The sequence below is a fragment of the Paenibacillus lautus genome (genome assembly GCF_050482385.1).
Taxonomy (GTDB): Bacteria; Bacillota; Bacilli; order Paenibacillales; family Paenibacillaceae; genus Paenibacillus_AQ; species Paenibacillus_AQ lautus_B.
This window is the reverse complement of sequence record NZ_JBCNHV010000032.1, coordinates 59,900-82,632: the sequence shown is the minus strand read 5'-3', so window position 1 is coordinate 82,632 and position 22,733 is coordinate 59,900. Positions and strand designations below refer to the sequence as shown.

General features: G+C 47.4%; 23 protein-coding genes, 1 tRNA gene and 1 riboswitch. Of the genes, 5 read left to right on the top strand and 19 right to left on the bottom strand.

Annotated features, from left to right (window positions below):
* Positions 1–10 precede the first annotated feature (10 nt).
* On the bottom strand, positions 11–1,216 hold the full coding sequence (locus ABEW73_RS32160) for a hypothetical protein (RefSeq protein WP_430170282.1): 1,206 nt from the start codon (positions 1,214–1,216) through the stop codon (positions 11–13).
* A 1,321-nt stretch (positions 1,217–2,537) separates the two neighbouring features.
* Positions 2,538–3,008 carry a hypothetical protein gene (locus ABEW73_RS32155; protein WP_430170284.1) on the bottom strand — a complete coding sequence of 157 codons (471 nt, stop codon included), beginning with the start codon at positions 3,006–3,008 and terminating at the stop codon, positions 2,538–2,540.
* A 145-nt stretch (positions 3,009–3,153) separates the two neighbouring features.
* Between ABEW73_RS32155 and ABEW73_RS32150 the strand changes: the two genes are divergently transcribed.
* On the top strand, positions 3,154–3,399 hold the full coding sequence (locus tag ABEW73_RS32150; RefSeq protein WP_430170285.1) for a helix-turn-helix domain-containing protein: 246 nt from the start codon (positions 3,154–3,156) through the stop codon (positions 3,397–3,399).
* Between the two features lie 36 nt (positions 3,400–3,435).
* Here the strand turns inward: ABEW73_RS32150 and ABEW73_RS32145 are convergent, their stop codons facing one another.
* Complete coding sequence (locus tag ABEW73_RS32145; RefSeq protein WP_430170287.1) at positions 3,436–3,702, bottom strand: hypothetical protein; 267 nt, start codon at positions 3,700–3,702, stop codon at positions 3,436–3,438.
* Positions 3,703–3,938: 236 nt separating this feature from the next.
* Here ABEW73_RS32145 and ABEW73_RS32140 point away from each other — a divergent pair, with 236 nt between their 5' ends.
* Together ABEW73_RS32140 and ABEW73_RS32135 are read left to right on the top strand one after the other, a co-directional pair.
* The gene (locus ABEW73_RS32140; protein ID WP_430170289.1) at positions 3,939–4,241 is read left to right on the top strand and encodes a BRO-N domain-containing protein; all 303 of its coding nucleotides are present in this window, start codon (positions 3,939–3,941) and stop codon (positions 4,239–4,241) included.
* A 56-nt stretch (positions 4,242–4,297) separates the two neighbouring features.
* Complete coding sequence (locus tag ABEW73_RS32135) at positions 4,298–4,435, top strand: hypothetical protein (protein WP_430170291.1); 138 nt, start codon at positions 4,298–4,300, stop codon at positions 4,433–4,435.
* On the opposite strand, the gene ABEW73_RS32130 is transcribed toward ABEW73_RS32135, so the two are convergent.
* From ABEW73_RS32130 to ABEW73_RS32110, 5 genes are all read right to left on the bottom strand, one after another.
* Positions 4,436–5,101: a hypothetical protein gene (locus ABEW73_RS32130; RefSeq protein ID WP_430170293.1), complete on the bottom strand. Its 666-nt coding sequence runs from the start codon at positions 5,099–5,101 to the stop codon at positions 4,436–4,438.
* A gap of 359 nt (positions 5,102–5,460) precedes the next feature.
* Positions 5,461–6,096, bottom strand: coding sequence for a hypothetical protein (locus tag ABEW73_RS32125; protein ID WP_430170294.1), 636 nt, complete (start codon positions 6,094–6,096; stop codon positions 5,461–5,463).
* Between the two features lie 87 nt (positions 6,097–6,183).
* A complete protein-coding gene (locus ABEW73_RS32120; protein WP_430170296.1) occupies positions 6,184–7,242 on the bottom strand; it encodes a tyrosine-type recombinase/integrase in 1,059 nt (352 codons plus the stop codon).
* Between the two features lie 165 nt (positions 7,243–7,407).
* Positions 7,408–7,479, bottom strand: a tRNA-Thr gene (locus ABEW73_RS32115).
* A gap of 108 nt (positions 7,480–7,587) precedes the next feature.
* Positions 7,588–7,893 (bottom strand): MTH1187 family thiamine-binding protein, encoded by a 306-nt coding sequence (locus ABEW73_RS32110; RefSeq protein ID WP_076322239.1) that lies wholly within the window; start codon positions 7,891–7,893, stop codon positions 7,588–7,590.
* 359 nt (positions 7,894–8,252) lie between these two features.
* Positions 8,253–8,485, top strand: a riboswitch (cobalamin riboswitch).
* 194 nt (positions 8,486–8,679) lie between these two features.
* On the opposite strand from ABEW73_RS32110, the gene ABEW73_RS32105 reads away from it, so the two are divergent.
* Complete coding sequence (locus ABEW73_RS32105; protein WP_430170298.1) at positions 8,680–11,013, top strand: ribonucleoside-diphosphate reductase subunit alpha; 2,334 nt, start codon at positions 8,680–8,682, stop codon at positions 11,011–11,013.
* A gap of 765 nt (positions 11,014–11,778) precedes the next feature.
* Positions 11,779–12,810 carry a ribonucleotide-diphosphate reductase subunit beta gene (locus ABEW73_RS32100; protein ID WP_430170300.1) on the top strand — a complete coding sequence of 344 codons (1,032 nt, stop codon included), beginning with the start codon at positions 11,779–11,781 and terminating at the stop codon, positions 12,808–12,810.
* Positions 12,811–13,009: 199 nt separating this feature from the next.
* Here ABEW73_RS32100 and ABEW73_RS32095 read toward each other — a convergent pair whose 3' ends face one another.
* The 11 genes from ABEW73_RS32095 to ABEW73_RS32045 all read right to left on the bottom strand — a co-directional run bounded on the left by ABEW73_RS32095 (position 13,010) and on the right by ABEW73_RS32045 (position 22,661).
* Positions 13,010–14,449: an MDR family MFS transporter gene (locus ABEW73_RS32095; RefSeq protein ID WP_430170402.1), complete on the bottom strand. Its 1,440-nt coding sequence runs from the start codon at positions 14,447–14,449 to the stop codon at positions 13,010–13,012.
* Positions 14,450–14,711: 262 nt separating this feature from the next.
* Positions 14,712–15,182 carry a DinB family protein gene (locus tag ABEW73_RS32090; RefSeq protein ID WP_430170302.1) on the bottom strand — a complete coding sequence of 157 codons (471 nt, stop codon included), beginning with the start codon at positions 15,180–15,182 and terminating at the stop codon, positions 14,712–14,714.
* A gap of 125 nt (positions 15,183–15,307) precedes the next feature.
* Positions 15,308–15,958, bottom strand: coding sequence for a ThuA domain-containing protein (locus ABEW73_RS32085; protein ID WP_430170303.1), 651 nt, complete (start codon positions 15,956–15,958; stop codon positions 15,308–15,310).
* 28 nt (positions 15,959–15,986) lie between these two features.
* Positions 15,987–16,121, bottom strand: a complete 135-nt coding sequence (locus tag ABEW73_RS32080) for a hypothetical protein (RefSeq protein ID WP_430170305.1) — start codon at positions 16,119–16,121, stop codon at positions 15,987–15,989.
* 212 nt (positions 16,122–16,333) lie between these two features.
* Positions 16,334–16,735 (bottom strand): Rrf2 family transcriptional regulator, encoded by a 402-nt coding sequence (locus ABEW73_RS32075; RefSeq protein WP_430170306.1) that lies wholly within the window; start codon positions 16,733–16,735, stop codon positions 16,334–16,336.
* Between the two features lie 341 nt (positions 16,736–17,076).
* Positions 17,077–17,685: a TetR/AcrR family transcriptional regulator gene (locus ABEW73_RS32070; protein WP_430170307.1), complete on the bottom strand. Its 609-nt coding sequence runs from the start codon at positions 17,683–17,685 to the stop codon at positions 17,077–17,079.
* Positions 17,686–17,702: 17 nt separating this feature from the next.
* Positions 17,703–18,554, bottom strand: a complete 852-nt coding sequence (locus ABEW73_RS32065; protein WP_430170309.1) for a CPBP family glutamic-type intramembrane protease — start codon at positions 18,552–18,554, stop codon at positions 17,703–17,705.
* Between the two features lie 211 nt (positions 18,555–18,765).
* The gene (locus ABEW73_RS32060; protein WP_430170311.1) at positions 18,766–19,707 is read right to left on the bottom strand and encodes a GNAT family N-acetyltransferase; all 942 of its coding nucleotides are present in this window, start codon (positions 19,705–19,707) and stop codon (positions 18,766–18,768) included.
* 132 nt (positions 19,708–19,839) lie between these two features.
* The gene (locus tag ABEW73_RS32055; RefSeq protein WP_272914349.1) at positions 19,840–19,974 is read right to left on the bottom strand and encodes a hypothetical protein; all 135 of its coding nucleotides are present in this window, start codon (positions 19,972–19,974) and stop codon (positions 19,840–19,842) included.
* A gap of 165 nt (positions 19,975–20,139) precedes the next feature.
* Positions 20,140–20,937: a DUF817 domain-containing protein gene (locus tag ABEW73_RS32050; protein ID WP_430170313.1), complete on the bottom strand. Its 798-nt coding sequence runs from the start codon at positions 20,935–20,937 to the stop codon at positions 20,140–20,142.
* A gap of 305 nt (positions 20,938–21,242) precedes the next feature.
* The gene (locus ABEW73_RS32045) at positions 21,243–22,661 is read right to left on the bottom strand and encodes an MDR family MFS transporter (protein ID WP_430170315.1); all 1,419 of its coding nucleotides are present in this window, start codon (positions 22,659–22,661) and stop codon (positions 21,243–21,245) included.
* Positions 22,662–22,733: the final 72 nt, after the last annotated feature.

The window sequence follows — 22,733 nt, the reverse complement described above, 5'->3', positions numbered from 1 at the left end:
ATCCCCTCCCTTAAATTTCGTATTTACTCCACGCAATAAGTAGCGACCGCATCCGACTCGATGGAATGTACAGCTTAATCGCTTCCCCTTTGCGGATACGCGACCGCCATACCCATTGAAGTAAGTCGGACACCGCGAGTAGATCCTGGTTAACCGTTATGTCTCGGTCTTCAAAGAACGCACGCTCGAACGGGTGCATGTACCGGTTGAACACGTAGGCAAGAGCCCATCGTTCCGCATACTCGTTCGTTGCTCTCGCGTTACAGTGTAGGAATGACTTGGTGTAACCCTTACCGTTCAACTTCTGCCGATGGTCCTTTTTCGTAGTCCAGAGGATGTCCTCACCGGATGCGCGGCAGACATTTCGTAGAAAGTTGTTTAGATTTCGTTTTATCTGCGCAAACATTTCCGGCTTAGAGTTATTGAGCCAACTCGCACTAAACGAGTTCGGAATCTTACCGATATCATTCATCGGCCCTTCGTACAGGTCGATAAGGCGCAGTATTTCAGCGCGTCCTTCGTCTTCCCGCCTGTATTCCGTTAGGCAGTACCGACCGTCCTCCGCCTGCTTAACGGATTTATAGTCGTAATCGATCCCGTGTAATTCGTAATAGTACCGTTGCAGTTGGCCGTCAAATAGATACGTCATAACAACGACACTATCGAAGGCGCTGAACACTGCCGGCGGGAACGTCCATATTAAGAAGCTGCCGCGATGGTAAAAAAGGTTGCCGGCTTTAGCCAGATACTTTATGTCGTTAAACCGACCCTCTACGTATCCCTCACCGGTCCATACGACGCGGTTATCGACGATTTCTATTTCCCCGGAGTCCTTCAATATCCGGATATCCTCGCGGCTTATGCTGGCGACCTCGATTACGTCCATAACCTCATCCAGTACGAGCGTGTAGCCGGCGCCAGTGATCAAGTCGATCAGTTCGTCATCCGCCGTCTGAAATAGCGAATGAGTGGCCGCTATATTGTCGCCGGCTGCAATACACGCCTTGAGACTATGCATCTTCTTCCGCGCATGGTTACGATTGTTCGGTTCGATAAATCGTCGCGAGGTTACCGCCCCTTTAATCCGCGATATCTCGTGCAGGTACGGCGTTATGTAGATAAAACGTTCCTGCGCCGGCGCTTCGTTGATATGCTGGATCGCCCACGATGTTTTTCCGCTTCCCATTATCGAATCGATTACCTTTACTTGTGTCACATGTCCGCCTCCTTCTATTTGGCGCTGCTACTCCATAACGTGGCCTATGGTTGACCCCGTTAAAGACTAACGCGCCTTCTCTGATATTGCCTACATGAGATACGACTTGGTTCGCTTCATGACATGTCCGCAATGGCTTTGTATCTTGTAACACCTTCTTTCGCGATAGGAAATTGATATGACCGTGGACGCTTTAGCGGACTCGGAACGACGGGCGATCTTCCCCGGAGTTAGGTGCCATCGTCACTTCGTTCCTCACCTCCGCGATAAAGAGCAATCGCGTCGGAAACGGTTATCACAAAAAAGTGCTAAACGTGTCTGAAAAGCCGCGTCGTTACTGGGTTTTCTCGCGTTTTCCTTAAAGGAACGTAGTAAAAAGTGATAACGGAGTGGAGTAGCAAGTGCGTAAGGTGTGCGCTTCGGGAAACTATCTCTTGTGGTTATACATAAACTTAGAACACTACACACGCCTTTCGCACATCTTGGCGTAAACTTTGTCGGTATCGTATTATCTACGCGACACTTATCGTCTGCACACTCCGGCATAAATTTTCCGCATCTACTATTCACGTTCCCTCTCGACCCCGCCTTCGCACATTCTGGCGAGAGATATTTCCGCCTTCAATCCTTATGACACCATTACGGCCGCACCGTACACCATTCCGCAAAATATTTCGCCTACATACACCTAGACAATCTAAATTGCGATTCCGTACAGCATGGCGCGAAATTATTTCGGCTTATGTTAACTTCAACAACGGCCGAATGCGATCCGTACATTTGTCTACTAAGATATAAGGACAAATTTTTTTGAAAATGGGACAACAATCCTGAAACCAAACATATGTTCCCACATATTACATAACAAAAGCGGACGAAGGATTCCTTTTCCCTCCATCCGCAATTGTCTCAACGGCCAGCCTGTCGCCGTGATTACGCGATACTTTCCGGGAGATCAGCGATCTCGTATCCCGCGTTTTTGATCGATCGCCAGCGATGTTTGGCGCCATCCTGACGATTAAAACTTCGGATCAACGGTGTTAGCGCACCGTGTTCCGGTGGTCACGATTGGAGTCGCGACCGTTTCCACGCATGGCGATCCTAACCGGTTGCCGCCGGTGGGTACGTGGTTCTTACATTTAACATACGACCTGGGCGGTCACTTGCCGATACTTGTCCTCCGGTCATCAGTCGCTGTTCGAGCAGCGGCCGCCATCATCGGACGGATTATTACGAAAGCACCTCCCGTATTATCATTGCGACGAACCAGGCGAGTCCTCTCAGAAGTGCGCGTTGAGTACGACGACTGACGCGGCGAGTTCTAGGCGGTAAGGATTGCGTTGCTTGCTGCATTGCTTGCGACCTCCTTCCGGATAAAGCCGAGTTCATCTAGCTGCGCGCCAGTCACGTCCATACAGCCGTCCGTTGCGCGTTCATGTGCGCCAGTTATGCGGCGGAAGGCTGCCGGTACGATCGCGATTGTTTGGCCGAGGTGGAGCGCGTTAACCATGTAGTTCGTTGCGCATGGGCGACCGTAAATATCGTAACCGAGTTCGACTGTGTAACGGATTTGATGGTGATCCTTCCCCATAATATCTGCGACGGTTCCGAGTGCTTCGAGCTGGCGTTCGTTGGCTTCGACGGTGCCTCTTGATACTTTGCGGTTCATTCGTGGGAATACTGCGTAAAACAAGCGGAAAGGGATATAGCTGCGTTGGCCGTTGAGTGTGACGCTGTAGAAGCCGCGTCTGGCTATGCGTTCGAATACGACGATAGATTCTTTTTCATTCATATTTGAAACCTCCTATTATGATTTAACGTATTACGTTTATCGTCTGTCGTTAATCTATAAACGAAGTATATATCGTCTATCGTTAAACGTCAATAGATTATTTTAAAAAGTTTATCGAGAGGATATAATAGAAGGTGAGAGGTGAATGTCCGTGGCAATATTAATCAAACTCGATGACGCATTAAACGATGCGGGCGTTACCAAGAACGCACTCGCTCGTGAGGCTAAAGTAAGACCGAATCTTATTTATGATATGTGCGAGGGCAAAACGAAGAGGATTGATTTGGAAACGTTGAGTAATATTCTCGATACATTGAACTCAATGACTGGACGCCGATATACCTTAACCGATGTCCTTGAGTACATACCGCAACAAAAAGAAGACCGCTAACCCGTAAATGGGCGCGGTCCTTTTGATTTTATATACTTATTTCTGATTCAACGCTAACTGTGATACAGTCTTCAATAAAGATTGAACCTGTCCCTTTAATCGAACATTTTCTTTGCGCAGCTTATGTAACTCATTACCTCCGGCATCGACGGACAATTCTTCCTCTATGCTTTCGGCGTCTCTCCTCCAGCCACGGACAGTTCCTTCCTTTCTGTTGTATTTCTTCGCGATCTCCTTTACCGTCACTTCTCTTGCGGCCAAACGTTGCCCTTCTCGTCTTCTAGTCTCTGCGTCAACTACCATTGCAGACCTCCGTGTCATTGTCGTCATTATTGACGTCTATTTTCGCGCGCAAATCAACGTCGAAACCGATATTAACACGCTCTAATCGCTATGTCCCGTGCCAAAATACGGTAATCTTTTAACAGCGACATACCGCCTTTCACTCACGCAACGCAAACGAAATGTCAACGAAACTAGACGCAGACTGACGCGAATTAACGAAAGTATTTACGTACGGAACCGCGGAGGTTAGAACGGTGACGATCGGAGGGGAACCTTGGTTTGTTGCGAAGGATGTTTGTGACGCGCTGGGAATTAACCAAGCGATTAGAGCTGTAGAGAGATTGGACTCCGATGAGGTGAATTCAACTCACGTCATTGATTCTCTAGGACGAGGACAGAAAATGTACATTGTTAACGAACCAGGCCTGTACTCGCTGATCCTCGGCAGCCGCAAGCCAGAAGCTCGCGCATTCAAACGTTGGATCACGCATGAGGTAATCCCGTCAATCCGTCGCAACGGCATGTACGCGACTGACACAACGCAAAAATGCGCCTAGCCGGTATTATCGAGCTAGGCGCAAATCCTACGCATAGGAAGGTGTTTTATAACGTTGTGAAGCCGTTGATTACCGGTGAAGACCGCAACTTCGTTTACGTGGAACCGCGGATTAGGGCGCGCGTGAAGATGCGGAATTGGACGAAATCCGGAATGCTGCGGAGTCCAGTGTTTACGGAGTTTCTTATTAACTAGTTAATTCATGCTTTCTAAATACTGTTTCGTTAGTTTCTCCATTGATACCCAATGCACGACAAGATCGATCAGAATTTTCAAATCGCTGATATCTTTATTATTCCATTTACGAACATAATGTGTTTCGTCGTTACCCAACCAGGCAGCTCGTGTAGCGGTTTGAATTATTCGAGCATCCATAATGAACTCCTTAATAACTTTGTTGAGAGTTGTTTTGTGGTCTTCAATCACATTCTTTGATTCTGGATTACTGCTAAGAACATAGTCTTTGATTAAGAATTCAAGCGCCTTTCTATAGCCCATTCCGCTTATATGTTCTAAGTTCAATTGCTCTGCTCTGAGGGCTTGATTATAAATCTCAACAAAACTGGGGGATATCTCTTTCACTAACGGTTGAAATTCTTTTTCAACAATAGTCTTATAATCGGGATAAACTGCGGCCTTGATAAAAACTTTAGTGTTTTCTCCATAAAAACTTCCAATATATGTTCTTTTACACTGGCTCCGCGGACACCGATAAATTATCTCAACCCGAAATTTGTTAATAACACATACTGTTACAATAACTGCGCTAACGTCTCTATTACAGTGTGGACAAAGTTCAACATGTTCTACTATCAATACTTCTTTTGCCCCACTAGGAAAATTTATTGTTAAATTAGGCATGGATTAAGGCACCTCATTTGATTATTCTGCGTATTTAAATGTACAACTCTCGCGAAGATAACGCCTTTTCCCGATCTTAACGCTATTCTCCGTTATTTCCTCTATCTTTCCGCTGCCAATAAGTTCGTCCGCGATAAACACGACGATAGGTGTCCGATCGAGCATCGCGGTATAAAAGTGTATATCGGCGGTCAGCGGTTTCATAAATCGTCCCATAACCGAAATTTTACCATAATACGACATGGTTGTCCGCAAGAAAAAGACCACACTCTCGAAGTCTGAACGTAAAAAGCGCCCGACCTACGGAAAAATAAAATCCCGTTGATCGAGCGCTTTGACCGTATATCGAATTACCTAAGTTAAGATATTTTATACTCTGTCCAATCTTCAAAATTTAGAAATACGACCTCATTGCCGTTTTTCTTTTTCTGGTAGTTAATTTGACTTTTATTAGGTTTATCAACAAAATCGTAACATCTGTTCCCATCATTATTTACCGCATAGTAAAGCCCTTCTCTTTCGCTCAAAAAATCCAAAGCTTCTTTAAATGAAAATTTCTTTCCGAAATACGGACTTTTCGGGGTAACAGCAAAATACCCATAAGAGTATTGGCCGCTCTTCTCCATTTCAGAAGCGAGGGCAACTCTTTTGTAATTGTATTTATCAAAAAGGGACCGCACTTCCATGATTTCCGATTCTGTAGGAACAACTCTATACTGTTCTTCAAGAACTTTTATTGCAGTTTCATACTCTAACTCAGTAAACAATTTAGGGTACATCTCATTAATAAGTAGTCTCACACCATGTATTGCGTATAAGGCGGCCATAATAGTATTCTTTTCGTTATGGGAAACCTCTATTTTGTCTATCACTTTCCCATTCTTATCTAACGATTCAATATATACTCTTTTTTGTAAGAACTGCGCAGGCAAACCACTTTCCTTTACCGTAGCCCACCCATAGGGCATTCCTCTTGCAATTGTATATGAATCCATAGCAATCCCCCGTTTTTATTTGATAATATTACCAACACTATTGTACTTTACTGCTGTCAGATTTCCTAGCATTTACACACTATCAGTCTATTTACGTCGCCTTCCAATGCGTGGCACACCTAGCCGCGATATCTGAGAATATTGCGTATGACTATCTCGCATTGCCTCTTCGTTAATTTTAACGTAGCCTTGTGTCGTCTTAATATCAGCGTGCGCCACAATACGTTGTAGCGTAAATAAGTCTCCTCCATTAAGTAGGTAATTTGTTATAAAGTAATCGCGAAATCTATGCGGAGACACTTGCGTCTTAGAAGTATCAATACCTGCTTCAATCGCATACTGACGTAGCCTCTTACGAAATTGATCCGCCTTCAACCGATCGCCGTAATTTGAAACGAAGACATATTGCGTATCGAAGTAATCCTGCGTTTCTTCCATTAAACGAATAACCTCGCGCAATACGGAAGCAGATACCGGGACAATACGCGGCTTACGATTCTTATTCAGCGGTCCAGGAAGACGTATGCATCGCGCCTTAATATCGATGAATGTGTCTTCAATTTGAAGCGCCTCGTTAATCCGTAACCCCGAGTCCGCAAGTAGAGTCATCAGCACATAGTCTCTATAGCCAGCGAACGTGGTCGTATCTGCAGACGCAATAATTGCCGAAAGTTGCTCGTCCGTGATTATGCTCTTTTCAGGTATATCCATACGCGGTGCTTTAATCTTCTCAGCCGCATTAGTCTGCGTTAGTCCCTCCGTCCCCCAAAACTTACACATCGTTTGCAGCGCACGAAGCCGAGAAGCCACGGTCGCCGGCGAAAGCTTCTTTCCGTCCTTCTTACGGTACTCTACGCCTTCGTAACGCTCGTGTTCGTGTGACATGTACTCTATGTATTCCCGGAGCGTAACGACCGTGATTTGCCCGATCAGTTCTATTTCCGGATGTGCTCGTGTGAGCCATTCACGAAAATAACGCCAATAACTTTTGTAATCTGCGAGAGTACGTGGGCGAACGCCTTCCGTCCTCTTTACGCTATAAAACAAATCAAATCCGATATCTAATGTTGTCGAGCCGATTTCCTGACCGCGGCCCTTACGTTTATTTATAATCGCTTGCTTACCTTTGCGCGGATCATTACTCATAACAAAAAGCCTCCTACGATGTACTGTAGGAGACTCCGATATGACCGCCTATTAGCGTCTACGCTCGTCCATTTCAACGGCTGGAATGCGTCGACCTGACGCTGCCTATCCGTTACATTCAACGAACGTCCAAACGTTGATATGGCGGGAAATATTAACGTGAGATGCTGGTGAAGGGAATTGAACCCCCGACCTACGCATTACGAGTGCGTTGCTCTACCCCTGAGCTACACCAGCAAATGTGATTCGATGTTATTCCTCATGAAACAACAAAAATTATTATAATACTTCAGGAGCAAAATGCAAGTCCTATTCTTACGGAAATATCCTCCGAAAATGGCGGCATTACCCGCCTAATTTCTCCTGCACGGACTGGATCTTCTGTTTGCTCGAGGAGACTTGATCCCTGCGGTCGTCGATTTTCACGGAAGTCGATACCCGCTTCGCACCGGACAGAAAAGGCGCTTCATGCAAAGCCTCAATCGCCCGCCAAATCATGTTTAGTTCTCCCTCAATAATGGTACTCATCGAAGTCAGCTCATAGGATATTCCATCCTGCTGTTTCAATATACGCTGCATCTCGGCAACATAAGAGCTCAAACTCGTTGTTGCGGTTCCGATCGGAATCACCGTTACCTCCGCTATCGCCATCTTGAAAACCTCCCTCGTTCCCATCTCATCTATATGGAATGCTTTAAACTTCCGGATACAGTTATCATAACAATTCTTGCCCTTCATATCAAAGTCCATCCGTCTTTAGCTTCACACAAGATATGGTGTTCCTTCCTCGTCTCGCCCATACGAATACATCCTATTTTGTCAAAACGATAATATACGTGGTATCTGCGCAGAAAAGGTCGCATTTGGTCACAATTCAGGAAATGTTATGGCCTTTTGGCAGTTTCTTAACTGGCACAATGGCCGTTCGTTTGCTATAATTCTTTTTGCGTTCAATTTTAAGAATATAGTTTACAAACACAATATATTGGGTTAAATTAGATTAACAACAACCAAATATAGTGTGTGTAGGTGCCGGATCAACCTATAAGGCAGTCCGGCTTAATAGGGAAGCATGGTGTAAATCCATCACGGTCCCGCCACTGTAAGGGCGTAAGGCTGTTTATGATCTATCAGCCATCCACAACCGATATATGCCACCGAGGAACCGGATCAAGGTCTCGGGAAAGGCAATGCCGAGGGATGCAGCCCAAGTCAGGAGACCTGCCTATATGCAGCAGACACCAACCTACGGGGTTTTAGGTAAGTGTTCGTTAAGCTTGCGTCTGTACATAACATCATGCCCATTCATGGGCTTATGGCAAACGTCATTTTCGAATCACAGCGCACGGACATTTTCAAGCCTGCCCGCGGGTTTTAGAAAATGTTTTTTTGATGTCCTTTTTCATATTCCCCCCGAAGAAAGCGAGGAATTTATTCATGCCCCAGCTCGTAGTTAAACCGAACAACCGTCAGCTCGCCTTTGATGAAATTCGCCTCTCCGTCTATGCCGACCGGACTCTTAAAGGATTGGACATGCTCGATAAAGAGCGCCTGCTTCGCGGCGTCAATGCCAAATTGCGCGGTGAGCAAGTTACCGGCGAAGAAATCAGCAGCGCCTTCACGATGTCCGCGCTTGAGCTTGTAACCAAAGAAGAGCCGAATTGGAAGTTTGCAGCTGCGCGTTCGTTTCTGACCTCTTTATATAAAAAAGCGGCCACCAACCGCCGATACAAAGCATATCCGGAAGAACCATACGGTGCCTTCTACCCGCTCATTACGGAGCTTGTACAGAAAGGCATTTATCGCGAGGATCTGCTAACCAGCTATACCAAAGAACAAATCGAAGAACTCGGCGAATGCATCGATCCAAGCCGCGATCTGCTGTTTGATTACATCGGTCTGTTGACACTGGCTGAGCGTTACCTGGCAAACGACTTTGACGGTCGCGTCATGGAACTTCCGCAAGAACGCTACATGGTCATCGCGATGTTCCTCATGCACAACGAGCCAGCTGACAAGCGTCTTGACCTTGTCAAAGAAGCCTACTGGGCCATGAGCAACCTGTATATGACGGCTGCTACGCCGACAATGTCTAACGCAGGTAAAAAAGTAGCCGGCCAGCTTTCCAGCTGCTTCATTGATACCGTGGATGACTCCCTGGAAGGAATCTTCGATTCCAATACGGATATCGCCCGTCTCAGCAAAATGGGCGGCGGCATCGGGGTATACCTCGGTAAAGTTCGTGCACGCGGCTCTGACATCCGCGGTCACAAAAACACCAGCTCCGGCGTTATCCCTTGGATTCGCCAGTTAAACAATACCGCTGTTAGCGTTGACCAATTGGGAACTCGTAAAGGAGCCATCGCGGTTTATCTGGATGTGTTCCACAAAGACATTTTGTCCTTCCTGGACCTGAAGCTGAACAACGGTGACGAGCGCATGAGAGCACATGACGTGTTCCACGGCGTAAGTCTGCCTGACCTGTTCATGGAAGCTGTAGAAGCACGTGAAGAATGGAGCCTGTTCTGTCCGCATGAAGTGAAGAAAATCATGGGCTGGAAAGACGAGAATGGCCGTCCGCTGGGCCTTGAAGACTTCTATGATCAAGGACAAGGCGAAGGCCAATTCCGCCAAAAGTATGCTGAAGCCGTGGCGAGCCCGCAGCTGCCGCGTATTACGGTACAGGCCATCGACATTATGAAGCGCATCATGAAATCCCAGCTTGAAACGGGTACACCGTACATGTTCTACCGTGACACGGTCAACCGGGCGAACCCGAACTCTGCCCATGGCATGATTTACTCTTCCAACCTGTGCACGGAGATCATGCAAAACCAATCTCCAACCGTTGTTGAGCAAGAGGAGCTGGTTACGAAAGACGGCCAAACCCGGATCGTAATTTCCAAAATCCCTGGCGATTTCGTTGTCTGCAACCTGAACTCCATCCACCTCGCTCGTGCTGTACCTGCTGGTGTGCTGGAGCGTCTCGTTCCAATCCAGGTTCGCATGCTGGATAACGTCATCGACATTAACAATATCGAAGTTTTACAAGCTCAATATACCAACAGTCAATATCGTGCGGTCGGTCTCGGCACCTTCGGTCTGCATCACTTGCTGGCGCTGGAAGGCATCCGCTGGGAATCCGACGAAGCCGTTGCCTATAATGACAACCTGTATGAGCACATCAACTACCTGCTCGTCAAATCCAGCATGGAGCTGGCCAAGGAAAAAGGACATTATCCGAAATTCAAAGGCTCCGACTGGGAGAGCGGCGAGTACTTCAAGTTCCGCGGTTACACCGACGGCGAGCATGAAGGCAAGTTCGTAACCACTGAGCAATGGCGCGAATTGCAGCAGGAAGTACAAGTAAGCGGCGTCCGTAACGCATGGCTGTTTGCCATCGCACCGAACGGCTCCACTTCGATCATCGCGGGTTCCACGGCGAGCATCGATCCATTGTACGAACTTCTGTCTTATGAAGAAAAAACCACTTACAAAGTGGCTAACCCGGCGCCGGATCTGTCCGAAAAAACAATCTGGTACTATAAAACGGCTTTCTTGATCGACCAGCATTGGTCCATCAAAATGGCTGCCGCCCGTCAGCGTCACGTTGACCAAGCGCAAAGCTTTAACCTGTATGTCCGCCCTGATATCCGGGCTTCGGAATTCCTAGAGCTGCACCTGCATGCCTGGAAAGCCGGCATCAAGTCCACGTACTATGTACGCAGCCGTGCGCTGACGATTGAAGAGTGTGAGTCGTGCGCAAGCTAAAATTCGAACCCACCCAAACCCTCCCTTCCAAGGGAGGGCCCCAAGGGCTCTGCCCTCTGGACACCCGCAAGATGTGCAGGGAATGAATGAGGCGGCTTCTATGTTACTTTAGTGGCTAGGAGCGCTTTCTCCCTTCGGGAACGCTGGAATTTAGTGCGGAAGCTAATGAGTTACTTCGTGCGGTTGTTGAGTTGCTACCTGCTGGGATCGCTCTCCCCTTGGGAGTCGCTTCTCATGCGGTGCGGGGACCTTTGAGTTACTTCGTGCGGTTGTTGAGTTGCTGCCTGCTGGGATCGCTCTCCCCTTGGGAATCGCTTCTCATGCGGTGCGGGGACCTTTGAGTTACTTCGTGCGGTTGTTGAGTTACTGCCTGCGTGGATCGCTCTCCCTCTGGGAATCGCTTCTCATGCGGCGCAGGGACCGTGAGTTACTTCGTGCGGTTGTTGAGTTACTGCCTGCTGGGATCGCTCTCCCCTTGGGAGTCGCTTCTCATGCGGTGCAACAAGCATCAAACGGCTGCATGCGGGTGTTCCCGCGAGGCAGGATTGAATATGCTATCTAATAAAAGACTACAAGGGTAAGGGTATCCAAGCGGAAGAGTTTACGTCCGCCTTTGGGAGCCCTTTGCAACCTTTAAATACATTCAAGCAAAGGGCGGACAACAGCGGCTGGAGAGTGGATACCCGTCCCTCGAATAGGCTGGACCCTATCCCTCGGCTTCGCCTCTGCCCGCCCTACTATGATATACAAGGAGAGAAAATCGGCATGCAAATGCAAAAGATATTTAACACCGAAGCACCCAACCGCTCCACTCGCGTCATTGAAGGTGAATGCTCCGGGATCTTGAACTGGAACGACATTCGGATGCCTCATATGTATAAGCTGTACAAAGTCCTGCTACTGAACCACTGGATCGCGGACGAGATTCCAATGTCCAAGGATGCGCAGCAGTTCCCGCGCCTGGACCCTGAAGAGCAGCGCACCTTTAAGATCAACATCTCCCTGCTCGCTGTTCTGGATTCCATGCAGACGATGTTTGTCAGCGACGTGAAGCGTTACTTTACTGATTCGTCACTCGAAGCCATCTCGGCTATCATCGGTCAGCAAGAGGTCGTTCACAACCAATCCTATTCCTACGTGCTCTCTTCCATCGTTTCGGATCAAGAACAGAAGGAAATCTTTGAATACTGGAAGCATGATCCGGTCCTGCTGGAGCGCAATCAGTTCATTTCAGATATTTATCAGAACTTCCGCGACAATCCGTCGCCGCAGTCCTTCTTCGAAGCAATGGTGGCCGACCTGATCCTGGAAGGTATCTTCTTCTACAGCACGTTTGCCTTCTTCTACAACCTGGCTCGCGACCAGAAGATGATGGCAACCAGCCAGATGATCTCTTACATTCAGCGTGACGAGAACCAGCACTGTTACTTCTTCGCCGAAGTATTCAAGCAGCTGCTCAAGGATTTCCCGGAGCTGAACTCCCAAGAGAACATCGACTACCTGTACCGCACCATCGACCGTGCCGTTGAGCTTGAGACCAACTGGGCACACTACACGCTCAGCAATGTGCGCGGCATCGATCTGAACGAGTTGGGCGACTACATCAAGTACATCGCGAACCGTCGTATTACGATGATGGGTCTGGAAAAAGCTTACCAAGGCGTAGACGTCAACTGCATGCCATGGATCAAGCCTTTCTCGGATGAAGCTCTGAACGCAACCAAAACCGACTTCTTCGAAGCCAAATCCCGTAACTACGGCAAGGTTGGCGACGACAACGGTTTTGACGATCTATAAGATCCTCTCCATATACACAAACCTCCGTGATCCCTTAACAGGGATCACGGAGGTTTTTTATATCATATGATCGACTACAATAAAATGTAATACAATAATGTTTCATCATTTATGAAGCTGACATTTCTGTACGTAATCGGTTCGTGCCGCTGAAACTGCTGGCCGCGCTGGTTGATTTTCAAATTTCAAATATGGAGGGTTATTTCTGCTCTGATATGTGAACACGCTTCATGAATAGAGAAATGACGAAACCTGCAATCGCAACAACAATAGCAATATTAAAAACATGCTGTACACCCGCTGTCAAAGCAAGCGCGGCGTTAGCAGGATCCGCCTGGTCTGCCGTTTGCTTCAAAAAGCTGCTCATGCCCACAGACATGATACTTACCGCAACCGCTGTGCCGATCGCACCCGCCACCTGCTGGACCGTATTCATAATTGCGCTGCCGTGCGGGTAAAGTGAAGGAGGCAATTGGTTCAGAGCATTCGCCTGTGAAGGCATCCAAACCATGGAGATCCCGATCATCAAGAAGGTATGAAGCATAATGATCTGGCTTATGGCCGTCGTTGTCGTAACTCCTGAGAGAAACCAGAGCACGACGGATATCAAGGCCATACCAGCGGGTACAACCCATCTCGGCCCAAATTTATCGAATATTCTGCCCATAATCGGTTGCGTGATCGCGTTCACAATCCCCCCGGTCAACAACACAAGTCCGGCCGAAAAAGCGTTAAGGCCGAGGCCTCTGATCAAATACAAGGGCAACATAATCATGGATGCCATCATCACCATTACGGCAATCATGAGCATAACAGTACCTACCGTAAACATGGGCTGTTTGAATGCTCTCAAATCCATCATCGGCTGCTTCATTCGCACTTGCCGTACCGCAAATATCAATAGCGCCAATATGCCGACAATCATCGGAATCATGACCTTGGGCGCTCCAAGTCCTCCTTCCCCGGCGCTGCTAAAAGCAAATACAATTCCGCCGAAGCCAAGCGTGGATAAGATAAGCGAATAGATATCGATTCTCGGCTTGGTAATCGTCGATATATTTTGCATATATCGCATGCCAAACAGAAGAGAAAACGCCAAAACGGGAAGAGTCAATCCGAAAATCCAGTTCCAGCTAAGCTGATCGATCAACAGACCGGAAAGGGTAGGTCCGACAGCAGGAGCAACCACAAGGACAAGCCCGATCAGCCCGTATGTCGTCCCCCTCCTCTCAGGTGGAACAATGACCATCACGGTGTGAAACATCAGCGGCAGGATGATCGCTACGCCCGCAGCTTGAATCACCCGTGCAATCATGAGCAGCTCAAATCCGGGGGAAACGGTCGCCACCGCTGTGCCGAGTAAAGCCAACAGGAGCGAAGCCGTGAACAATTGTCTGGTTGAAAACCATTGGAGAAACAACCCGGATACCGGAACCAATATGCCGAGGGTCAGTAAGTAACCCGTCGTCAGCCATTGAGCTGTTGCGGCGGTGATATGAAACTGGTTGATTAAATCGCTGAGCACTACGTTTAAAGCCGTCTCGTTAAACATCCCAATAAATCCGCTTAATAGTAACGAAACCATGATGGGGATAACTTTATATTTTTGCACCGCATTATGCTGTGTTTCTGACGTCACTGCTTGCATATTATTCTCCACTCTCCCAGTAATAATTAGGTATTATAGATTTTAAAGGCACTAGTTGTCTTTAATTGATCCAAAAAAGAAGTGTTATGTAACTATATTCAGTTTCCGTACAAGATCCTACATTTTCTGATTTCTCAACAGTTCTTCCATCTTCTCTTCTGCCGAGAACACCACCTGTTTGAATCGGGCATTCCGCCAGGATTGTCATGCTCGCCTTCATCAACTTGGACAGTAACGTATCTCTATGAAATCACTAAGATTTAGCAAGGTTCATTTTCGGCGGGATATACCCGAGCTGCCTGCCTATTTTTACAATTTGTCCTCTATGATGAAATTCGTGGGTGATGGTGTGCGTAAATAGCCATAATTCGGTTAACTCTACACTGTCACTCTGCCAGGATGCTTGAACGGCAGGATCCCATTTGTTTTTAAATTCATTCAGAAATTCATAAACCAGGTCATCTGTTTTCTTAAAAACTTCACGCATTTTCTGCACATTGTCAACGGATTCTGGTTTTAATTTTGGAAGTGATTTGCCAAGGCCACGACTCCCCAACCATACCCGATAACAATCAGTGACATGAACATGCAGACTGCGAATAGAAACTCCGCCTAGGGCTTCAACTTCTTTAACATAATCTGCGGGGGACATAGTTTCGCAGTAACGAAATAATGATTCCCTTGTACGCTTAATCAAATCATACTGGCTTTTGAATACATCCATCTTCTCACTCTCCTTTTGATAATAAGCTACGTATGGGTTAAATTGCGGATTTCGCCACCTAGTTAATCGCCATACGTAGCGCACTAATAATACCGCCGTTAATAGCGATGCACGTTATCCTAAAATTAGGATGTCGAATCACTACTCTTCGCACCCCGGGCAGCCCACATTCCGCTATTCCGAATCAGCTTACGCACGGATTCCACCTGGAAAGATGGAAGATGATGCCCCGGCATCAGATATACCACGCGGCCAGAACCATATGTATGTGCCCACGCAGCAGGCCACCGCTGGCCATCATGCACATATTCGGCAAGTATAACCGCCGATTCATGCGGACTCAGCTCGAACCGAAACGGTTCTTCATCTACCGTAAAATCGCTTAAGTTCTCCACAATAGGGTGACTCCCATGATTATATCGAATTGGCAGTGACGTATATTCCGGATGTCCCGTAACCCTGCCGCCGATTAACTTTTCCAGCTCTTGGCTTTGCTGCAGCGAGATGCCGTTGTGGATAGCTAGCAGCCCCCCGCCGTTTCTCACATAGGATATGAGCGCTTGTACCTGGTCTTCGGGTATCTCCAGATCCGAAAAATCCGTGTACGATATGAACAGATCATAGCCCTCCAGCTTATCCTCTTGAAGCACGGCATAATCATCCGTACATTCAACGTCCATAGGTTCAAATATGGTTTGTAATTCGTGATCAATATGCGTAAAAGGATGATATTTCGCTCCCTCGTATTGTCCAAGCGCAATTGCTTTCATATTCATAGTCTCCTCTCCTTCTCATTTGCCAGGGTCACTCTCGTCCTTCATAATCCAGAAAAATCGGCTGTTCGCCAAGGTACGCCTTTGGGTCCATCACAAACTTCATGATGCGATCGGCAGACACATCCGGCGGCACGGCCGCTTCTTGATCCAAATCGCGGCTCATGTAGGACTGCAGCCACCCCGGTTAGAAAACCATCACTTGTCACCCATAGGCTAACAAATGCTGACGCGGTATAGTGGATTGCATAGGAGTGCGGCTTCGTTTGAATCGATACCCACCATTCACCCCCATTATCGATTCAATCATGCCTGTTATAAATCGATATTGTAGATTTTAAAGATACACGTTGTCATGAATAGACTAAAAAAGAAGGATCATATGACGATGTTATGTTCACGTACAAGATCCGACATCTTCTGATTTCTCAACAGTTCTTCCATCTTCTCTTCTGCCGATAACACCACCTTTTGAATCGGGCATCCTGGTCCATGTTCGAAACTGCAATCGAACAAGGAAGCCGAACCTTCAATCGCATGGATAATATCCAGAAACGAAATATCTTCCCAATTTCGTTTGAGTCGATAGCCGCCATTCACCCCCGTTATCGATTCAATCATGCCGGCCTTCACCAACTTGGTCAATATTTTGGACAAATAGGTTGGAGACACACTTTGTCGCTCTGCCAACTGCTGTACGCCTATTGGTTTCTGGGGAGTCGCCGCAGTAAGAAAGAGCATCGTATGGAGGGCATAGTCTGTAGCCTTGGAGTACTTCATTCAAACATCACCTCAATTAAGGACTTTGCAGGTCTATAATAACTATTATATTCCATTACGTCAAGCATAAAACATGCGCTTTTCTTGGAATCTCACGAAGTTTCATCAGGAGAAAAAGGAGTTGGCAATTAAAGGAGCGGTTTAGAAACGACCACGTCATTGAAAACGCCACTCCGGATGAAATTCGCCAGGCAGAGCCGAAGGCTGCTAAACAAGCTGTACCCGGATCGATGGGAGAAGTGTCTAGTGGATCGCCTGGGTGAAAAAAGCCTGCGATGCACATCTATCGACCATCGATTGTCCGGGCAATGAGTGTTTTCCAGCAAGTGTGTTCTCTTTTTTCAGTTGGGATCATCCATCGATATTCCCTTTAAAAGCAGCTTGATCGCATTGACATGCAGGGCTGCATATTCGTCCCCGCTTAATTTTGGCATCGTTAGGCAGAGCTGCGTTGCTCCGGCTAATGTGGACATCACACCAAAACTCAACGTTTCGATATCTTCATTAATAAAAACGCCTTGCTCGATCCCTTTATGCAGCACTTGTCTAATTGCACGATAGGCTACTTCTGTGATCTCTCTCAATGTAGCCAATGCTTCGGATTCGCTTGAAAGTGTTTTGGCATACTCTTCAAGTGCTTGGATTAAGGGACTTTCACAATCTCTTCCGAATAAATCAGCCATTTCAAGCAACTGTTCGCTGGGAGACGTGGATTGCTCAGCCGAACGAAGCCACTTTTGTGACATTTGTTCGGCATGCTGGGTAAGCAATTGGAGAAAGAGTACCTCTTTATTTTTAAAATGATGATACAAATTGCCTTTACTCATCTGAGTCGAGATACATAAATCGTCCATTGTAGCTCGATCATAGCCTTTTTCAATAAATAATAACTTGGCATGGTTTAATATAATCGTTTTTGCTTCTTCTGCTGGCAATCGCCTTCTGGCCATAAGCTCCTCCCGGAACCTTATGAACGGTTCCTTTTATGCTTGAAAAATTGAAAAGCACCATATGAGATAACAATAGCAAAAACCATAGAAAATGCAAACGGCATATCTAGCGTGTGGCGGTATACAATATTTTGCAGCCCCATGTCTTCCAGCGTCGATGATCCATATCCCCAAATGGATGTATTAAAAATGTTCGTGGCAAAATGGATTCCGATGGGAGCAGCCAGACCATTGGTGTGGTAGGCAACGATTCCCAGAAAGAATGCCCCCAGCAGGTAATACAACGGTCCAAAAATCCCGTAGTTTAGCATTTCGGGGTTAAAACCATGGATCAGGGCAAAGGTTAGGGAAGTGACGAAGATGGACCAGAATACACCGCCTCTTAATGATCTAAACATACGGTACATATAGCCTCTGAACAACATCTCTTCAGCAGCACTTTGAACCAAAATCAAAGGAGCGGTAACAATGAGTACACCTAACCATGGAAGCGGATCAAAATGAAGCGTAAAAGCTTGAGGATGCACGACGATATCGATAAGCAAATACAAGATAAGTGCTATAAAATACCACAAAAAATAAATTGCGAACTTTCGGAAATCGGGCCTTTTACCTTCAAATAAAAATGTTCTAAAACGAATTTTGAAGAAATATTTGGTAACAAGAAAGATGCCGAGAATAAGGAATAAAAAAGACATATACAGTGTGATTAAACTAGGTAATCCTGAGCGAGTAGCGGGAATCAAAGAATTAACAAGATTTAACCATAATAAAGTGCCGCCTTGCCAAATTATAAAAATGACGATGAACCCTGCTACAGATTTAAAGCTGAATGGTATCGGTGGTTGAAGACCATATTTTTTTTCCATGACATGCACCCATCTCTCATTGTGATTACCGACTAATTAGTCGGTAATCACAATATACATATCTTATATATGTCTGTCAACATTAAACAATGATTTTGACGCTTGTTATCGCGTGGTTGGCTATAAAAATAATCGCTTCTTTACTTAATCAGCAGCTAATTTTGTTGAATAAACCAAGGAGCTGAAGATTCGATCTATCCTTCTGGTCGTTTTACCCCTTCGCTGCCCATACCTCGATCTCTACCAGAATGGACGGCATCGCCAGTGCCGGTACGTAGGCCATCGTCATGGCCGGCGCCTTCCCCCCGTGGAATTTCTCCCATGCCTGGTGAAAGTGATCCCAGTCGACCTCCTGAGCCGCCCAAATGTTGATTTTGACGATATGATCCGCGGACATCGCTTCCGCACCCAATAACCTCTCAATGTTCGCCAAAGTGTTCTCCACCTGCTGCTTCATATCTTCCGGCAAGTTCCCCTCCCTGTCGGTTCCCACCTGACCGGAGAAGACCAACAGCTCAGCCCCTCTCGGAACCTTGGTTACATGGGTATAAGGCCCGATCGGCGGGGCGATGACAGGCGGATTATACCGCTGGATTGGGGACGGCAGATCCTCATCGGCTTCATTCACTATAGCCAGCGTCTGATGGTCTTCCCACGTTCCGTTGATGTTCACGTTTTTCCGGGCAATGCCTTCTTTATGGAATCCAGCTTTCAAAAGCACTTGGATCGAACCCAGGTTGTGCGGCATCACGCCCGCCTCAATCCGGTGAAACTTCAATTCCTGAAAGGCAAACGTCACAATCAATTGCACCGCTTCGGTCATATAGCCCTTTCCGTTGTGATCTTGGTCCAGAAAATAACCGATCCAGCAGCTCTGCAGATTCCCCCGCACCACTTCGGTCAGCATTATCTCGCCGATCATCTCTCCGGTGTCCTGTAGTCCAATCACATAGACATACCCTTGATCTGCCTTGCTGGCTTCCATGGCCTTTCGGATCCGCTCAAGCTGACCCTGATGGGTGTAGAAGCTCTCTTCCCTTAAACCCGTGAACCGCTGAAAAAAATCCCGGTTATCCTTCTCGAGCTTCAGCAGTGCCTCTACATCCGACTCCTCTACCGACTTGACATAAATCTGTTTCCCTTGCATGAACATAGTTACCCTCTCCTCTGTTTGAAGCATTAGAATCACAAAAAAACACCACAGCGCACCTGTGGTGTACATGCCGATCTATGCAACCACAAGCAAGCGACCTGTGGTGTTCAATTCCACTGCATCCTCATCCGGTTACCGAATGGAAGGATCCTTGATCGCTGAATATCCGATTTTGGACACACTTCTCCCATTATCGGACGGATCAAAGAAAACAGCGGTGGAGTATCCCATGCCTTTTGCCAAAGACGCCAATGATCTTTTTTTCATGTGAATACTCCTCCCTTCTGCTTCGCGGCGGTTCATCCATGCCAAACATCTATGTTTATACAAAGTCTCTCGCTTTACAGCTCGAGTCGCAACGTTAGCCTTCCATACCTTAATCAGCATAGGATACATGATTTCGCATGAATGGTCAAATCCGCTAAACTGGATTCACATGACCGTTCCCTTCGGATTGTCTTTGGACGGTCCTCTGCCCTGCTTCAGATGCTTCAGCTGAGCCACAATGATGACGCTGATCACCACCAGCAGAAACCACGAGCTGATTTTGCCGATATGCACCAGGCTCCATGTCCGCTCCTGACCCGGATAGGTCCAGGCCCCAAGAAACGTAGAAATATTCTCAGCGATCCAGATGAAAAAACCAATCAGCAGAAACGACAGCACCAGTGGCATCCGCAAGGTTTTTCCATCCACGTCAAAATACACCATGGTTCTGCCAAAAACCACGAACAGCAATACCGTGAGAAGCCAGCGCGCATCCCATACGTAGTGATGGGTAAAGAAATTGGCATAGATCGCTGCGCTGATCAGCACAGTCAGCACAGGCAGCGGCCAGCCGGTGATGCGCAAATTCATTCGGCGCCATGCCTGGCATATATAACTGGCTACGCTGGCGTACATAAAGCCGCTGTACAGCGGGACGCCGCCGATTTTGCTCCAGCCCTCCTCGGGGTAAGACCATGAGCCCATATGCACTTTATACAGCTCCAGCATCAAACCGATGACGTGAAAGACGCAGATGACCTTCAGCTCATCCCATGTCTCCAGCTTGCTCACCAGCATCCCGATTTGTGCCAGTACACATATGAGAAGGATGAGATCATAACGCGCCAAGCCGGGAATTTCAACCACCTTGGTCAGTCCCAGCGTACCGAAGATCATAACCGGAAATATGCAGGACAAAGCCTGCTGATAACCGAAAATCCACAGCTTCCGTATAAATTCCATAAGCTCCTCCTACCTGCACATTCGTATACTTCACCCTACCACAGTCCGCGAATTCAATAAAAGAACAGCGTTGTCATCATTCGTCCAATCCATTGACGGGTGTAAAGCAAATAAAGAGAGCAGCCCTAGAGCTGCCCTCTCATCGGTTAACGTCCTATTTGACTATAATTTTGTGGCTGTGCATGACGCCAATGATGCAGTTCAACCACCGTTCAATCGCTTGATACCTTTCGGGTTCCCTGTGTTGCGCTAAGCTTCAACAGCCCGAAAGATCATCTTCTCCAACATGGCCGATGAACGCCGGGTCAGAGCGCGACAGGGTGAACCGATTTTTTCTTTTTGACCCGTAACAAAAATGTAAGAGGTATGGCAATAACAGCCACCATCGTTCCGATCATAAACACATCATCAATGCCCATCGTTGTTGCGGCACGCTGGGTCGAAGCCCCCGCACCCATGTAGTAGGATGTTCTGGATACTACCAATGCGCTGAATATGCCGATCGATAATGAAGCAAGCCCTTGGCGTGCCCAGTTCGTGATGGACGATGCGTGACCGGAATATTCGCTGGACACCGCGCTCATCGCTGCGTTCGTTAACGGCATATTGCATAAAGCAATGCCGAGACAGCGAACCAGTTGCAGCAAGGAAATGTACAAAACCGAGGTACGGGTGCCGATTCCGCTGAAAGCGAGCGTGGCTGCCACAATGATGAGAACTCCCGTGATCACCAGCCGGAATGGACCGATCCGATCATAAAATTTACCGATAAGCGGCGACGCTGCTGCCATGACAATCGCGCCCGGCAGCATGATCAGGCCGGTATCCATCGGGGACAGCTTCAGCACAGTCTGCAAATAGAGCGGCACCAGCAAGGTTCCCGTATACAGGGATATCGTCACGATACAGTTCAGGATCAAGCTGTACCGGAATCGGGGGAATTTGAATACTTTAAGCTGCAATAACGGGGATGAAATCCGCAGTTCCCACTTAATGAAGAACAGCAGCAGTAAGACTCCGGAGATGAGCAGGGACAGGGTCTTCCAGGATCCCCAGCCCCAGTCGTTACCATGACTGAAGGAGAGCAGCAAAAGAGAACTGCCCGCCACCACCGTCAAGAATCCGAGGAAATCAAACGACTTTTTCCCGGTCAGTCGGTAAAAAGGAATGAATTTGCTTACGATGACAATCGAGATCAGGCCGATCGGAATATTTAGAATGAAAATCGATTTCCAGCCAAAATATTGCACCAGCCATCCGCCAAGTGTCGGCCCAATCACCGGTGCCAGCATGGAGGCCAGACTCCATAAACCCATGGCATAGGCTTGCCGTTCCCGGGGGAATACCTGGTAGATGATGGTCATCGTAATCGGGATAATCATCCCGCCGAACACGCCTTGCGTAATCCGGAACGCAATCAAGGTCTCGATATTCCAGGCTACGACGCATAATAGCGACGAGAGCGTAAACCCCATCAATGCCAGGACAAACAGCCTCTTATAACTGAGCTGGTCCCCCATGTAGCCTACGATGGGGGCCACAATTCCCGTTGCCAGCAGGTACCCCGCCATCAGCCACTGGGTAGTGCTCAGCGTGGTATCGAATTGCTGCATTACAACCGGAAAGGCCACGTTAATGGTGGTGATGCTAAGCACCGCCAGAAAATTACCGAAAAATATAGCGCTCATAATAAGCCAAAATGAAGATTTATCTTGTGTATTCACATGAAGCCTCCTAAACAAAGTAACCCCGCCCGGATCTGATTAACAGAGCTGGAGGCGGGATTCGAAGAGTTT

Coding starts and splice junctions, on each gene's coding strand:
- ABEW73_RS32085 (WP_430170303.1), bottom strand. CDS start 15,958: ATGAATATGAAAGCAATTGCGCTTGGACAATACGAGGGAGCGAAATAT.
- ABEW73_RS32075 (WP_430170306.1), bottom strand. CDS start 16,735: ATGAAGTACTCCAAGGCTACAGACTATGCCCTCCATACGATGCTCTTT.
- ABEW73_RS32070 (WP_430170307.1), bottom strand. CDS start 17,685: ATGGCCAGAAGGCGATTGCCAGCAGAAGAAGCAAAAACGATTATATTA.
- ABEW73_RS32055 (WP_272914349.1), bottom strand. CDS start 19,974: ATGAAAAAAAGATCATTGGCGTCTTTGGCAAAAGGCATGGGATACTCC.
- ABEW73_RS32110 (WP_076322239.1), bottom strand. CDS start 7,893: ATGGCGATAGCGGAGGTAACGGTGATTCCGATCGGAACCGCAACAACG.
- ABEW73_RS32155 (WP_430170284.1), bottom strand. CDS start 3,008: ATGAATGAAAAAGAATCTATCGTCGTATTCGAACGCATAGCCAGACGC.
- ABEW73_RS32125 (WP_430170294.1), bottom strand. CDS start 6,096: ATGGATTCATATACAATTGCAAGAGGAATGCCCTATGGGTGGGCTACG.
- ABEW73_RS32050 (WP_430170313.1), bottom strand. CDS start 20,937: ATGGAATTTATACGGAAGCTGTGGATTTTCGGTTATCAGCAGGCTTTG.
- ABEW73_RS32090 (WP_430170302.1), bottom strand. CDS start 15,182: ATGGATGTATTCAAAAGCCAGTATGATTTGATTAAGCGTACAAGGGAA.
- ABEW73_RS32145 (WP_430170287.1), bottom strand. CDS start 3,702: ATGGTAGTTGACGCAGAGACTAGAAGACGAGAAGGGCAACGTTTGGCC.
- ABEW73_RS32120 (WP_430170296.1), bottom strand. CDS start 7,242: ATGAGTAATGATCCGCGCAAAGGTAAGCAAGCGATTATAAATAAACGT.
- ABEW73_RS32130 (WP_430170293.1), bottom strand. CDS start 5,101: ATGCCTAATTTAACAATAAATTTTCCTAGTGGGGCAAAAGAAGTATTG.
- ABEW73_RS32100 (WP_430170300.1), top strand. CDS start 11,779: ATGCAAATGCAAAAGATATTTAACACCGAAGCACCCAACCGCTCCACT.
- ABEW73_RS32060 (WP_430170311.1), bottom strand. CDS start 19,707: ATGTTCATGCAAGGGAAACAGATTTATGTCAAGTCGGTAGAGGAGTCG.
- ABEW73_RS32150 (WP_430170285.1), top strand. CDS start 3,154: ATGTCCGTGGCAATATTAATCAAACTCGATGACGCATTAAACGATGCG.
- ABEW73_RS32065 (WP_430170309.1), bottom strand. CDS start 18,554: ATGGAAAAAAAATATGGTCTTCAACCACCGATACCATTCAGCTTTAAA.
- ABEW73_RS32105 (WP_430170298.1), top strand. CDS start 8,680: ATGCCCCAGCTCGTAGTTAAACCGAACAACCGTCAGCTCGCCTTTGAT.
- ABEW73_RS32080 (WP_430170305.1), bottom strand. CDS start 16,121: ATGAGCCGCGATTTGGATCAAGAAGCGGCCGTGCCGCCGGATGTGTCT.